General features: G+C 59.3%; 14 protein-coding genes, 1 tRNA gene and 2 pseudogenes. 11 read left to right on the top strand and 6 right to left on the bottom strand.

Annotated features, from left to right (window positions below):
- The first annotated feature begins 324 nt into the window (after window positions 1-324).
- The 6 genes from ACK6AU_RS29585 (at window position 325) to ACK6AU_RS29560 (ending at window position 3,865) form a co-directional block, all read left to right on the top strand.
- Window positions 325-471, top strand: coding sequence for a hypothetical protein (locus ACK6AU_RS29585; RefSeq protein WP_124421344.1), 147 nt, complete (start codon window positions 325-327; stop codon window positions 469-471).
- A 357-nt stretch (window positions 472-828) separates the two neighbouring features.
- A complete protein-coding gene (locus tag ACK6AU_RS29580) occupies window positions 829-1,296 on the top strand; it encodes a hypothetical protein (protein WP_409303171.1) in 468 nt (155 codons plus the stop codon).
- Window positions 1,289-1,981, top strand: a complete 693-nt coding sequence (locus tag ACK6AU_RS29575; protein WP_312026277.1) for a YafY family protein — start codon at window positions 1,289-1,291, stop codon at window positions 1,979-1,981. The genes ACK6AU_RS29580 and ACK6AU_RS29575 overlap by 8 nt, the downstream gene beginning before the upstream one ends.
- Before the next feature lie 61 nt (window positions 1,982-2,042).
- A complete protein-coding gene (locus ACK6AU_RS29570) occupies window positions 2,043-2,351 on the top strand; it encodes a hypothetical protein (protein WP_185702066.1) in 309 nt (102 codons plus the stop codon).
- A gap of 381 nt (window positions 2,352-2,732) precedes the next feature.
- Complete coding sequence (locus ACK6AU_RS29565) at window positions 2,733-3,359, top strand: glycoside hydrolase family 19 protein (protein ID WP_409303168.1); 627 nt, start codon at window positions 2,733-2,735, stop codon at window positions 3,357-3,359.
- Window positions 3,356-3,865, top strand: coding sequence for a DUF2514 family protein (locus ACK6AU_RS29560; RefSeq protein WP_409303166.1), 510 nt, complete (start codon window positions 3,356-3,358; stop codon window positions 3,863-3,865). Before ACK6AU_RS29565 ends, ACK6AU_RS29560 begins: the two co-directional genes overlap by 4 nt.
- A 297-nt stretch (window positions 3,866-4,162) precedes the next feature.
- Here the strand turns inward: ACK6AU_RS29560 and ACK6AU_RS29555 are convergent, their stop codons facing one another.
- Window positions 4,163-4,438: a hypothetical protein gene (locus tag ACK6AU_RS29555; protein ID WP_409303164.1), complete on the bottom strand. Its 276-nt coding sequence runs from the start codon at window positions 4,436-4,438 to the stop codon at window positions 4,163-4,165.
- A 320-nt stretch (window positions 4,439-4,758) separates the two neighbouring features.
- Window positions 4,759-4,896: a hypothetical protein gene (locus ACK6AU_RS29550; protein WP_409303162.1), complete on the bottom strand. Its 138-nt coding sequence runs from the start codon at window positions 4,894-4,896 to the stop codon at window positions 4,759-4,761.
- 1,053 nt (window positions 4,897-5,949) lie between these two features.
- On the opposite strand from ACK6AU_RS29550, the gene ACK6AU_RS29545 reads away from it, so the two are divergent.
- Window positions 5,950-6,129 carry a hypothetical protein gene (locus tag ACK6AU_RS29545; protein ID WP_409303173.1) on the top strand — a complete coding sequence of 60 codons (180 nt, stop codon included), beginning with the start codon at window positions 5,950-5,952 and terminating at the stop codon, window positions 6,127-6,129.
- A gap of 562 nt (window positions 6,130-6,691) precedes the next feature.
- Here the strand turns inward: ACK6AU_RS29545 and ACK6AU_RS29540 are convergent.
- The 3 genes and pseudogenes from ACK6AU_RS29540 to ACK6AU_RS29530 all read right to left on the bottom strand — a co-directional run.
- Window positions 6,692-6,826 (bottom strand): annotated as a pseudogene (locus ACK6AU_RS29540) (transposase); the annotation flags it as partial.
- Between the two features lie 10 nt (window positions 6,827-6,836).
- A pseudogene (locus ACK6AU_RS29535) lies at window positions 6,837-7,197 on the bottom strand (IS3 family transposase); the annotation flags it as partial.
- A gap of 100 nt (window positions 7,198-7,297) precedes the next feature.
- A tRNA-Ser gene (locus tag ACK6AU_RS29530) sits at window positions 7,298-7,385 on the bottom strand.
- Window positions 7,386-7,508: 123 nt separating this feature from the next.
- Here ACK6AU_RS29530 and ACK6AU_RS29525 point away from each other — a divergent pair.
- Window positions 7,509-8,180 (top strand): Bax inhibitor-1/YccA family protein, encoded by a 672-nt coding sequence (locus tag ACK6AU_RS29525; RefSeq protein WP_185700791.1) that lies wholly within the window; start codon window positions 7,509-7,511, stop codon window positions 8,178-8,180.
- A gap of 81 nt (window positions 8,181-8,261) precedes the next feature.
- Here ACK6AU_RS29525 and ACK6AU_RS29520 read toward each other — a convergent pair whose 3' ends face one another.
- A complete protein-coding gene (locus ACK6AU_RS29520; protein ID WP_152899347.1) occupies window positions 8,262-8,699 on the bottom strand; it encodes an Lrp/AsnC family transcriptional regulator in 438 nt (145 codons plus the stop codon).
- A 132-nt stretch (window positions 8,700-8,831) separates the two neighbouring features.
- On the opposite strand from ACK6AU_RS29520, the gene ACK6AU_RS29515 reads away from it, so the two are divergent.
- The 3 genes from ACK6AU_RS29515 to ACK6AU_RS29505 all read left to right on the top strand — a co-directional run bounded on the left by ACK6AU_RS29515 (window position 8,832) and on the right by ACK6AU_RS29505 (window position 12,228).
- Entirely contained in the window at window positions 8,832-9,725 is an 894-nt protein-coding gene (locus ACK6AU_RS29515) for a DMT family transporter (RefSeq protein WP_185700792.1), read from the top strand.
- A gap of 80 nt (window positions 9,726-9,805) precedes the next feature.
- Window positions 9,806-9,961 carry a hypothetical protein gene (locus ACK6AU_RS29510; RefSeq protein ID WP_185700793.1) on the top strand — a complete coding sequence of 52 codons (156 nt, stop codon included), beginning with the start codon at window positions 9,806-9,808 and terminating at the stop codon, window positions 9,959-9,961.
- On the top strand, window positions 9,958-12,228 hold the full coding sequence (locus ACK6AU_RS29505; protein ID WP_185700794.1) for an FdhF/YdeP family oxidoreductase: 2,271 nt from the start codon (window positions 9,958-9,960) through the stop codon (window positions 12,226-12,228). The genes ACK6AU_RS29510 and ACK6AU_RS29505 overlap by 4 nt, the downstream gene beginning before the upstream one ends.
- Window positions 12,229-12,293: the final 65 nt, after the last annotated feature.

Genomic DNA, 12,293 nt, shown 5'->3' with positions numbered 1-12,293 from the left:
CTCGAAGAGGAAAGGAAGGAGGGAAGTGCTGCAAGGGCGCGGTGGGCACGGGGAGGTAGAAAAGGAGCGCGCGCGCCGTGGGCGAGGGGGCCCCGGCCGGGGAGGGGGGGGGGAGGAGGACGGGGAATTAGGGGGGGGGGGGGGGCGCGACAGTGTGTCGCACTGGCGGGATGCACGAGCCTGGTCTTTGCTGGGTCGGGCCCGGCACGGTGCCGGGCGGTCCACTTCACGTCATGTGGGGCAGGTGTCCTGCCCCTGGTAGGGGGCGTTCAACTACGCAAAAGGACACGGACCGTTATCGATGTCTCGACCAAGGAGGTCATGTTGAAAATGAAATTTCTGGCGGCTTCGCTGCTGCTCTGGATGTTCTCGATGACTGCGCAAGCGGGTTGCGCGGTATTGGGGCCTTGGGATGATCCGTGCTCGAAAGCCGTGCTCGGGCCGACTCCTACATTGTGCGAATGCCCATGACTGAATCGCGCTCCGACCAGGACGATGGAATCTTGTGTGACTGACCAGGAGGTCTTGAATGAAGAAAATGTTGTTGGCGGTATTGCTGCTATGCGGTTTCTCCCTGACTGCCCAAGCTTCGTGCCCGGTGTTCGGTCCGTCCAAGGATCCCTGCAGCGGCCCGGTATGGGGTCCGTCTACCTGCGAGTGCCCATGAGGTAACTTGCCTGGCGGGTCCGGCCGGTGCCGGGCCCGCACGCTGGGAAGACTGTCGTGGGTTGCGAGAGATCCTGGCCGAGGGCGGTTGCTGGAAGGCCACCCGGCATTCAGCGACAATAGCGCCCTTCGATTTTCCCCGCCAAAGCAAGGAGCAACCCGGTGAGAGCTGTTTATAGCGCGGCCTATGTCGACCAGTTGATCGACAGCCGCAGCTACGAGGCCATGGCCATGCTCGGTGCGCATATGGAGGCGGCCGCACCAGCTCCCGACCAGCCGGACCTGGGTCTGCCGCCGGTGCTGTTCGTCTATCTGGAAGCCCTGACCTGGTTCGCCCAGTCGGTTCGTTCCGGCGCCTGGACCTATTTCGAAGCGACCCCCCATGCTCGGCAGCAAGCGATGCGTGCCGGCCTGCTGGCGCTGGGTTGCGATCGCTGGCTGGAGCGCTATGTCTTTGGCATGGACCACTGGACCGACGAGGCTTCGATGGCGGAGCTGGATCGGTGGATCGATGCATCCGAGCCGGAGCAGGCGTCCTGGCTGTTGCAGTTGCTGGACACCCAGCGTGATCGGCTCAAGCAGCTGCTGTGCCGCACCGCACACCTCCCATTGAGTAAGCCAGGTGCGTAAAGCCGATCGCCTGTTCCAACTGGTCAACCTGATCCGGGTTCACCAACCCATCTCTGCGCAACGCCTGGCCAGCCGAATTGGCGTTTCGGTGCGCTCCATCTATCGATATATCGATGACCTGTCCTTCAGCGGGATCCCGATCTATGGGACCGCGGGCCTGGGCTACGCCCTGGATGCCGATTACCAGATGCCGCCATTGACGCTGAACCGGCTCGAACTGGATGCCTTGATGCTGGGGATGGAAATGCTCTCGGCTACGGCGGATAAGGATCTGAGCGCAGCCGCCAGGTCATTGTTGAGCAAGGTCTCGGCGTCCATGGCCAAGCAGTGCCTGGATCCCCATACGGCAAAAATTCGCGCCTTGGGAAAGACGTCCGATACCACGCGTGCCCACTTGGCGATCCTGAGGAGCGCCATCGAGCAAGCCCGGGCCCTGGAGATCGGCTATACCCGGCTGGACGGTGAAGTTTCCCGGCGGGTCATCGTGCCTCTTGGCCTGTTTTACTGGGGAGGGAAGTGGACTGTCGGCAGTTGGTGCTCCACCAGGGCCGACTATCGAGATTTCCGCGTCGATCGCATCACGTCCATCACCCATGCCCAGCATGCGCCGGCTATTCCCCTAGGCCTTGATCTGCAGGTCTACATGAAGCACCAGGCCAGCCAATGGCGCGATCAACGGCACTGACAATACGTTGTCAGTAGGGGGCGTTGATCATGGGATCTCCTGAAACCAAGAGGGTATTCCCATGTTGAACTCATTCCACGTACTGGAGCTGGCCATTTTCAAGGTCAGGGAAACGTGCATCGCACAGGTGCCGGCACTGCGGTCGGGGCTTTGCGAAACGCTGAAGGCTTTTCCCGGCTTGATCGAGTACCACGGCTACTGCCCCATGGGGGACGACCGGACCTTCGTGGACCTGGCGCTGTGGGACAGTTTGGAAAACGCCCAGCGGGTGGCCAAGGCCTTCAATGAGGGAGATCCGAGATTCTCCGAGTACATGCATGCCATCGAGGACCTGACGTTCATGAGCCATTTCGTGCCGCAGAAGGACTGACTGGCCACCAAGCGGCTGGAGCGCTCTCTAGCCGCTGCAAGTGTTCCCCGGATACCGAGACCGTTAGAGCAAGGCAGCAAGACGGGTATTTGGCTAGGCTACGGTTTTTTCAGGGAGGGTCTTGCGTCTGATCGGTCCGTGGCAGTTGTAGTGGTTACAAGGGTTTGGAATACGGCATGTATTTTACGCCGCGCCTGAAACCTCGTATGAAGCGCTGCACTCAACCTTTCCACTTGGCGTTCATTCGCTTGTTTATGGCCCTGGACCGAATTGTTCTTGCATCAATACTGCGGAATATCCGTATCCGCTCAACCCAGCGCGCTGGCATATGAATAATCGAGACCACCGCCATCTGGTGGTTTTTATGCCTGGAGAAACACAATGCCACTCACAGAGCTGCAACTGCTGCAGGTCCTTCCAAACGCCCGCCCCGTTGCGGGCGTTTTTGTTCCTGCACTCAACGCGACTATGAATAAGTACGCGATCATCACTCGCTTGCGAATGGCGGCGTTCCTTGCGCAGGTCGGTTATGAGTCGGGACAGCTGCGCAGCCTGGTCGAGAACCTGAACTACAGCGCCAAAGCGTTACTGAGGGTATGGCCGAAGCGGTTTACACCACAATCTGCGGCTCTCTACGCCGGGCACCCAGAGATGATCGCGAACTTCGTCTATGCGGGGCGCATGGGCAACGGCCCCGAATCGTCGGGTGACGGCTGGCGATTCCGTGGCCGCGGCCTACTGCAGGTTACCGGGCGCAACAACTACCGCGCCGCCGGCGAAGGCCTGGGCCTGCCTCTGGAAGCCCAGCCTGACCTGCTCGAGCAACCTGACCAGGCCGCCCTGTCGGCGGCCTGGTGGTGGGCGAAACATGGGCTGAACGAACTGGCCGATGCCGGCCGCTTTCAAGACATCGGCAGCATCATCAACACCGGGGTGCCAGGTCGGGTGCCGAATGGTGAAGCTGAGCGCCTGGCCCTGTATGACCTGGCGCTCAAGGTGCTGGCGTGAAGGCTGGCGGAGTCGCTCTGGCGGCTCTGCTACTGGTTGCCCTAGCAGGTTGGGCGCTGACGGCCTCATACCACCAAGGCCTGTCGGCACAGGACAAAGAGTGGCAAGTGCGCTGGAATGCCCGTGATGCCGGCGACAAGCAGGCCTGGGTCCTGGCTGAACGCGAGGAACGCGAGAAAGAGCAGGCGAGGCAGAACTCAATCAACAAGGCGGTGCAGGATGGGCAACGAAAAATCGATAGCGCGATCGCTGATGCTGTTGTCGCTCGCTCTACTGCTGACAGCCTGCAGCGGGCCGTCGACGCTCTTACCGAGCGCCTCAAGCGTACGACCAGCAGCAATTCCTGCACTGCCGCCGCAAGCGCGGCAGCAACCCGCACAGCCTTGGTGTTTGCCGAGCTGTTCAAGCGCGCTGACGCGAGAGCGGGAGACCTGGCGGCAGATGCTGATCAAAGCCGGAGCAGGGGAGTGACTTGTGAGCAGGCCTATGATGACCTGATGAAGTAGCTGGGGAACTGAGCCTTTCCCAGTAAGCGCTTAGTGAATTGTCGGAATCACCGACGTCGGCGACCAGGGACTGATCGCGCTGAGCACGTTTCAAGCCTGTGTCAAATAAGTTTCCACGGAAATGTAGTAGTTGTTTTTGAACAGTGCGCAAAACTTGGCGCTCAGCCGAAAAAACTCCTGCTGAGCAAGTCAGATGAAGGGCTTCTAGTATTACTTTGCACTGGAATGACCAACATCAAGTACGATGTTGGTCATTTGGTATGTGTATTTATTGATTTCAAAAATTTTCGATATTATTCATTTTTCAAAAGATAGTTTGGTAATGGGCTTATCGTTGCTCTTTACAGCGTTGTCTTCTATGGTGATTTCGCTGTTATAGGCGACGTAATATATGCCGATGTTTTTTATGTCCATCAAGTAACCTCTTGCATCCTCGCGTTTCCATTCGCCATCACGGTTGGGTTCCAGTGTGTAATAGGTATCACTGACATCGCCGGGTTTACCATCTGTATACCAGTAGCTGACTGCGACTTCGACTTCTGTGTGGCGTTTGTTTTTGATTTTGATGCTCATATTCATATTCCTTTTTGAATTGAGTGTTCCATGAGTTGGCTCCCTATCTAAAATTCTGCAGACTTGCCACTGTTACTGATAATCAGTAGTTAGGTTGACTCGTGGAGGACTTTTATTTACGGAGAAGGGAATGCATGTCTATTTCTTTTTTAATCTGTCACTTGTGTTGCATTGCACAGTTAAGACCATAGACGAGTGAATGCAAGGCGCTCTATGGTTTTTCTAGTTCTTGTGTTTGCCAGCATACTCACTTGCGCCGATCAGGTACTGGTCAGATGAGTGGCTTGCGAGCAGCCCTAGACGTACTAACGATCGGGCTTTCAGCCGTTGTTCACGACGTCGCCGCCCGCGGACCTGTTTAGACGCTCGATCAGCTCAGGCCCGTGGTTCCTGACGTTGCCGATGGCGGCGCTGATGATCTGCTCGTTGAGCATGTCTTGCGAGAGGAGGCGACACATACTGCGGTAGGCCTCCGGGTGGTTGAAACGTTTTACCGCCAAGGCCGCGCTACCAGATCTGAAGTCTGGAAATTGGCGAGATTCATCGTGCGAGAGTCCTTTGGCACAGAGTCAATTGCGACGCTTCTAATGGTTAGCGGTCAGCTATACCAGTTTACACCGGCAGCCCACACACCCTTGTCTACATGCTATCTCGGTGGCGCGAGGTTGGATCGGCGAGATCGATGCAACGGGGCGTCGACGCTGGGAAGGTCTTTGACAGACAGAGCGGAAAGACGCGCGCATCTATTCAGGCCCTGGCACCCGCTGGGGCTTTTTCATTTCTAAAGCGTCGATGGGCGCGACCAGGCCGGTCCGATTAGGCGTCCTGGCCGTGGATGCGAATGGCTAGAATAATTACTGGCTGCATGTACAGTATTCTGCTGAGATAGTAATTTCACTCCTCGGGTGTATCAGCAGCGAAAATCACCGCGTCGAGGGTGTGTACCTTCTCAGTTCCGAGTGAGGGCCTCGAGCTTCGAGTAATCGCCAAGAGCGGCTATATGCGGCATCGGCCGTGATTATTGAAAAGCTTAAGGAGATCCACTTATGCAACCAGTTAAGATCGGTGAAAAGTTCTATCAATTGAAAGGTTAAAAGGAGACTTTTCCACTGTTATTGATGCCTCACAAAACACAGCAGGTGTAACTATTCGAACCTACTCTGTGACTGGCGGAATACTTTTTACAGGCACGGTGAAACCTACTAATCCCAATGGATACCACCTATATCACGCGTTCTATATGGCTACGCTCGCAGGGTGGTCGACCATTCCGTATGAGGTTTTTGTGCCAGCCGACCAAGGTGTGTATTGGGCGCCAGAAAACTCTTTGTCTTGGATTATGATGACCTACGATATTCAGCCCTAAGCGACCTTCGTGCTCGGAACCAAATGAGCTGGCTGGGGGCTGAGCTCGATCTAAGAGCCTCGACATGCGTCGGGGCTTTTTCGTTTTTGACTATGCTCGAGCCACTACTGGCCCTCTCTTAAATCATGCATACGGAGTCGGGCGCATGGAGTTTCTGTATCGCCTGCTCGACAGGCTTGATACCTGGTTTACCGCAGGGTTGGTTGGAGCGTTCGCCGCGAGCTGGTGGCACCGCGACGACCTGGTAGACCGAAAGGCCTGGGCCGTCTTCATTTTCTCGGGTGCCGTCTGCGCCCATTACCGGAGGCGCTTCGACTTTGCGTAAACAGTTGATTGACTCGACTGCGTAACCGAAGCCGCTCAACGTCCGGGGTTCGGCGTCTGAGGCGCTGGATCAAGCCACGTTACGGGCCTTTCATCCACACAGGGCGTCTGATCAGGGTCAGTTGCAGGATTTTTTACCGATGCAGAATGGAGATGGCGAAAGCCCAGTTCACATACTGGGCTTTTCGTTTCTGGGATTCGTACAGGCGAAACAAAGCCCGGATGCAACCAGGCTCGTAGAGGAAGAGTTCAGCGCGAATCCACTTTTTTCGCTGCCTGAGAGGAAGATCTTGCACTCCGCTTTCGAAGCCAAGTAGTGAACGCATGTACCGGATGGAGGACGGCGGTAACCATGCTAAGCAGCATGATAAGGAGGAGGATGGTCAGCGGGATGCTTTCGTGCGAGAACATGGTGGGGAACTCCTGTAGTCACTATGTCGGAACCCGCAGACTAGACATATCGAAGCATGTTTTCGATGAACATATATTCATCATCGCGAGCTTGAAGTGTGCTACAGCGGCTGGTTCAAACGCGGTCTTGTACAGGCGGAAAAAAAGGTTCTTCACGGATGACCGGGAAAGTCATTCTTGATCTTCATGAAAAAGAATCCGCTGTCCCGGTAGCCGTACGCCATCCGCTTGATCACCTTGATCCGGTTGTTGATCCCTTCCAACTGTCCCGTATGCATGGGCCATCTTGCCGGATCGCTTTTTTACGACGGAAACACCGTAATCCTTCTTCAGCACGTCGACGACCGCTTCGAAGAATTGAGCTTTCTGATTGGCGAGGGCGAGCTTTTCTTCAAGCATCCTTGATGCGTTGCTCCGGTGTCAGCGGCAGCTTGGGATCGTCCATCGGTCGGCTCCTCTGGGCACGAATGGAGGCGCCTTGACTCCAGTCTTGGCGTCCATGCTTGCGCAACCACACCAGCACCGTCGAACGCCCCTGAATCCCATAACGCCGTTGAGCCTCTTTATAACTCAACTCGCCCTTTTCGACCTGATCGCCGACCGCCAATTTAAAGCCCAGCGCGTAATCACGCTGACTGCGCCTTTTTCCCGAATCCATTGGTTCCTCCTGAGGAAAGGCCAGAAGATGTAAACCTTATTCAGGACGGGACACCAGAAACAAAAAAGCCCTGAAAAATCAGGGCTTTATCGTAGAGATTTGGCGGAGGCGTAGAGATTCGAACTCTAGGACCTGTTACAGTCGGCGGTTTTCAAGACCGCTGCCTTAAACCACTCGGCCACACCTCCAGATCGCATTGCGGGCGCCATGATACCCGAATGAAACACACTGTCAAACTCTCTGCGTCGCGCGCTACAGCGCCTCTGTTATCATCCTTGCCACTAAATGTTTCAACCAACAGGAGTGTCGCCATGCGCGAACAGGATTACGCAGTTAACAACGGCGTGCAGGCCGAGCAGCTAGAGGTTAGCCGCGTCCTGCGCAACACTTACGGCTTGCTGGCCCTGACCCTCGCTTTCAGCGGGATCATGGCTTATGTGGCACAACAGATGCGCGTCGGCTACCCGAACGTCTTCGTCGTGCTGATCGGTTTCTACGGTCTGTTCTTCCTCACCAACAAACTCCGCGATTCGGTCTGGGGCCTGGTCTCGACTTTCGCCCTCACCGGTTTCATGGGCTTCCTGCTCGGCCCGATCCTCAACCGCTACCTGGGCATGCAGGGTGGCGCTGAAGTGGTCAGCTCGGCCTTCGCCATGACCGCTCTGGTGTTCGGCGGCCTGTCGGCCTACGTGCTGATCACCCGCAAGGACATGAGCTTCCTGGGTGGTTTCATCACCGCCGGTTTCTTCGTCCTGATGGGCGCCGTGCTGGCCAGCCTGTTCTTCCAGATCAGCGGCCTGCAACTGGCGATCAGCGCCGGCTTCGTGCTGTTCTCCTCGGTGTGCATCCTGTTCCAGACCAGCGCCATCATCCACGGCGGCGAGCGTAACTACATCATGGCGACCATCAGCCTGTATGTATCGATCTACAACCTGTTCGTCAGCCTGCTGCAGCTGTTCGGCATCATGAGCCGCGACGACTGATCCTCAGCTTCAAGCCTTGAAAAACCCGCTTCGGCGGGTTTTTTTATGGCTCGGTTTTATTGCCTGGCGCAGGGGCCGTGGTCATTCCATGGGCGGCAAACGGCGCTTGATCGGTGACTTCTTGACGATCGAGGTGTTGGTCTCGGCGTACTGGTTGAGGCGGTCCAGCAGGCTGTCCAGTTGTTCCATGGAGCGCACCTGCAGGCGTGCGAAAAAACAATCGTCGCCGGTGACCTTGTCGCACTCGGTGAACTCGGGGATCGCCAGGATCTGCCGTTCGACTTCCTGCAGTTTTCCCGGCAAGGGGCGGATGCGCACGATGGCCTGCAATTGATACCCCAGGAACCGGGGGTCGACCTCCAGGGTATAGGCGCTGATCACCCCTCGCTCTTCAAGTCGGCGCAGGCGCTCGGCGACACTAGGGGCGGACAGCCCGCTGATTTGCCCGAGGGCCTTGAGCGAGCGTCGGGAATCTTGCATCAGCGCGCTGATCAGCGTCTGGTCGATGGCATCCAGCATGGCAGTCTCGTTAGGTAGATGGGCTTTCTTACCTTGATAAAAAAGGCGAAGACTGAGTCTAGCCTAGGATTTTCTCTGGTGAGGCGGTAGTTGAGTTACGGATAATCTGGCGACCGATAAAGGAGCCTGATGATGGATGCACTGATTCGTCGCGGATCGCTGGAAATGAGCGCCGCCATGTTGATTTCCGGAACCATTGGCTGGTTTGTCCTGGTCTCGGGGCAACCCGTGCTGGACGTGGTGTTCTGGCGCTGCCTGTTCGGCGCCGCGACCTTGCTGCTGGTCTGCGCTGCCCTGGGCTTGCTGCGCAAGGACCTTCTCACGCGTCGGGTCCTGCTGCTGGCGGTGGTCAGCGGCGCGGCCATCGTCGGCAACTGGGTGCTGTTGTTCGGCTCCTATTCCCGGGCCTCGATCGCCATCGGCACCGCCGTGTACAACGTCCAGCCGTTTCTCCTGGTGGGCCTGGGCGCGTTGTTCCTGGGAGAAAAAATCACGGCGCAGAAATTATTCTGGCTGTGCCTGTCGTTCTCCGGGATGCTGGCCATCGTCAGCGCTCACGACGGACAAGGCGGCCCGGGCGATGACTACCTGCTGGGGATCGGCCTGGCCCTGGGCGCAGCCTTGCTGTACGCCTTCGCCGCGCTGCTGATCAAACGCTTGAGCGGAACCCCGCCGCACCTGATCGCCCTGATCCAGGTCTGCACCGGTGTATTGCTGCTGGCGCCCTGGGCCAACCTTGGCACGCCACCCCGGGAGGCCGGCGCCTGGGCCAGCTTGCTGGCATTGGGCATCATCCACACGGGACTGATGTACGTGCTGCTGTACGGTGCGATCCAGAAGCTGCCCACCGCGTTGACCGGGGCCTTGTCCTTCATCTATCCGATCGCGGCGATCTTCGTCGACTGGCTGGCGTTCGGTCACCGCCTGGGTTGGCTGCAGTGGCTCGGGGTCGGCGCGATCCTGCTCGCCGCCGCCGGCATGCAGCAAGGCTGGAGCCCGAGGTTGCGCCGCAGCGCCTTGCAGTGAGCGGGCCTGCACCGATCGGCACCTGGCCTTGACAGCCCGGGGCGCAGCGCTAGATTTCAGCATGCGTCGCAACGTTTGCGATGCACTTTCTCTTGATCCAGCCGCCTGGCGATCCGGCCATCCGTGCCTGGATCATTGCCGGGTGCCTGGCGCTGCCTGACGCCGCCCCGGTGGTCGATGACCTGTCATTGCCAACTCGCGCCGCGCAGGGCCGGTTGGCCCTGGAGCGATCATGAGCACTCGACGCAAGGTTCCCGGAATCCGCAACTACGATGGTCCCGCCGGTGGCTGGGGCGCGCTCAAGGCCACGGCTACGGCCGTGCGCGAGCAGATGGACACCCTCAAGGCCCCCCTGACCCTGATGCGCACCAACCAGCCCGACGGTTTCGATTGTCCTGGTTGCGCCTGGCCGGACAAGGAGCACAAGTCGACCTTCCAGTTCTGCGAGAACGGCGCCAAGGCGGTGACCTGGGAAGCCACCAACAAGCGGGTGACGTCCGAGTTTTTGGCCAGCCATCCGGTGGCCTCGCTGCTGCAGCGCTCGGACTATCAGTTGGAGGACCTCGGTCGCCTTACCGAGCCCCTGGTCTACGACCGCGCCAGCGACACCTTCAAGCCGGTGCCCTGGCAGGCCGCCTTCGAGCGCATTGGCCAGGTCCTGCGCGGCCTGAAGCCCGAGCAAGTGGAGTTCTACACCTCGGGCCGCGCCTCCAACGAGGCGGCCTACCTGTACCAGCTGTTTGCCCGGGAATATGGCTGCAACAACTTTCCCGACTGCTCGAACATGTGCCACGAGCCCACCAGCGTCGGCCTGCCCAGGTCCATAGGCATTGGCAAGGGCACGGTATCGCTGGAGGATTTCGATGTTTGCGAGCTGATCATCTCCATCGGCCACAACCCTGGCACCAACCACCCGCGGATGATGGGCACCCTGCACGAAGCATCACGGCGCAAGGTGCCGATCATGGTCTTCAACCCTCTGCGCGAGCGGGCCCTGGAGCGCTTCGCCGATCCGCAGAACATGGTGGAGATGGCCACCTATGGCTCCACGCGCATCGCCTCGTCGTACTTCCAGGTCAAGGCCGGCGGCGACGCGGCCGCGATCAAGGGCATCATGAAGGCGCTGCTGGTCCTGGAAGACAACCTGGGACAGGTGCTGGACCGCGACTTCATCGCCCAGCACACCCTGGGCTTCGCCGCCCTGGAGGCCGACCTGCATGCCACCCGGTGGGCGGATATCGAACAGGCCAGCGGCCTCAAGCAGAGCGACCTGGAAATGGTCGCCGCGGCCTATGCCAAGTCCAATGCCACCATCGTCACCTATGGCATGGGCATCACCCAGCACAACGAAGGCACGGCCAATGTGCGGCTGATCTGCGACCTCTTGATGCTGCGAGGCAACCTGGGCAAGCCCGGGGCGGGGATCTGCCCGCTGCGTGGCCACTCCAACGTGCAGGGCAACCGCACCGTGGGCATCACCGAAAAACCCGCGCAGGCGTTCCTCGACAAGCTCGAGCAGGTGTTCGGCTTCAAGCCACCGGCCAGCCATGGCCACGACGCGGTGCAAGCGATGCAGGCGATCATCGCCGGCCAGTCCAAGGCCCTGCTATGCCTGGGGGGCAACTTCGCCGTGGCCCTGCCGGACCCGGGCCAGTGTTTCCCGGCCATGGCCCAGCTCGACCTGAGCGTGCACATCGCCACCAAGCTCAACCGCAGCCATCTGCTGGTGGCCAAGGAAACCTTCGTTTTTCCGTGCCTGGGCCGCACCGAAATGGACGTGCAGGACGGCATGCGCCAGGCGATCACCGTCGAGGATTCGATGTCCATGGTCCATGCCTCGGCCGGCAAGCTGGCCCCGGCCTCGCAAGCCCTGATGTCGGAACCGGCGATCGTCGCCGGCATGGCCAAGGCGACGCTGACCGCGAGCAAGGTGCCGTGGCTGGAACTGGTGGCCGACTACGACAAGATCCGCGACCTGATCGAGAAGACCGTCCCTGGCTTCGACGACTACAACGCCAGGATCCGCGTTCCCGGAGGCTTCCGCATGCCCCTGGCGGCGGCCGAGCGCCAATGGCTGACACCCTCGGGCAAGGCCGAGTTCTTCGTCTTCCCCGGCTTGCACGAAGACAAGGAAGTGGATGGCGCCGACGTCCTGCGCCTGGTGACCCTGCGCAGCCACGACCAGTACAACACCACCATCTATGCCCTGGACGATCGCTACCGCGGGGTCTTCGGTCGTCGCGACGTGCTGTTCATCAGCCCGGCGGACCTCGCGGCCCGGGGCCTGGCCCATGGCGACCTGGTGGACATCGAGACGGTGACCGACGGCCGGCGCCTGCGCTACGAGAACATCACCGCCATCGAGTACAAGATCGCCCCGGGCACCGTCGGCGCCTATTACCCCGAGGCCAACCGCCTGGTGCCGCTGGACTACCTGGACGTCGACAGCGGCACGCCGTCCTACAAGTCGGTACCGGTGCGGGTGCTGCGCGCGGGCGTTTAGCCGCCAGGTTGGGCAGCCGATCCCCTGGAAGGTCCTGCGGAGCTTGGCGCAGCTTCGCAAGCTCA

It is taken from the genome of Pseudomonas sp. KCJK8993 (assembly GCF_046230915.1).
Classification (GTDB): Bacteria; Pseudomonadota; Gammaproteobacteria; order Pseudomonadales; family Pseudomonadaceae; genus Aquipseudomonas; species Aquipseudomonas piscis.
This window is presented reverse-complemented; position numbering and strand designations above follow the sequence as displayed.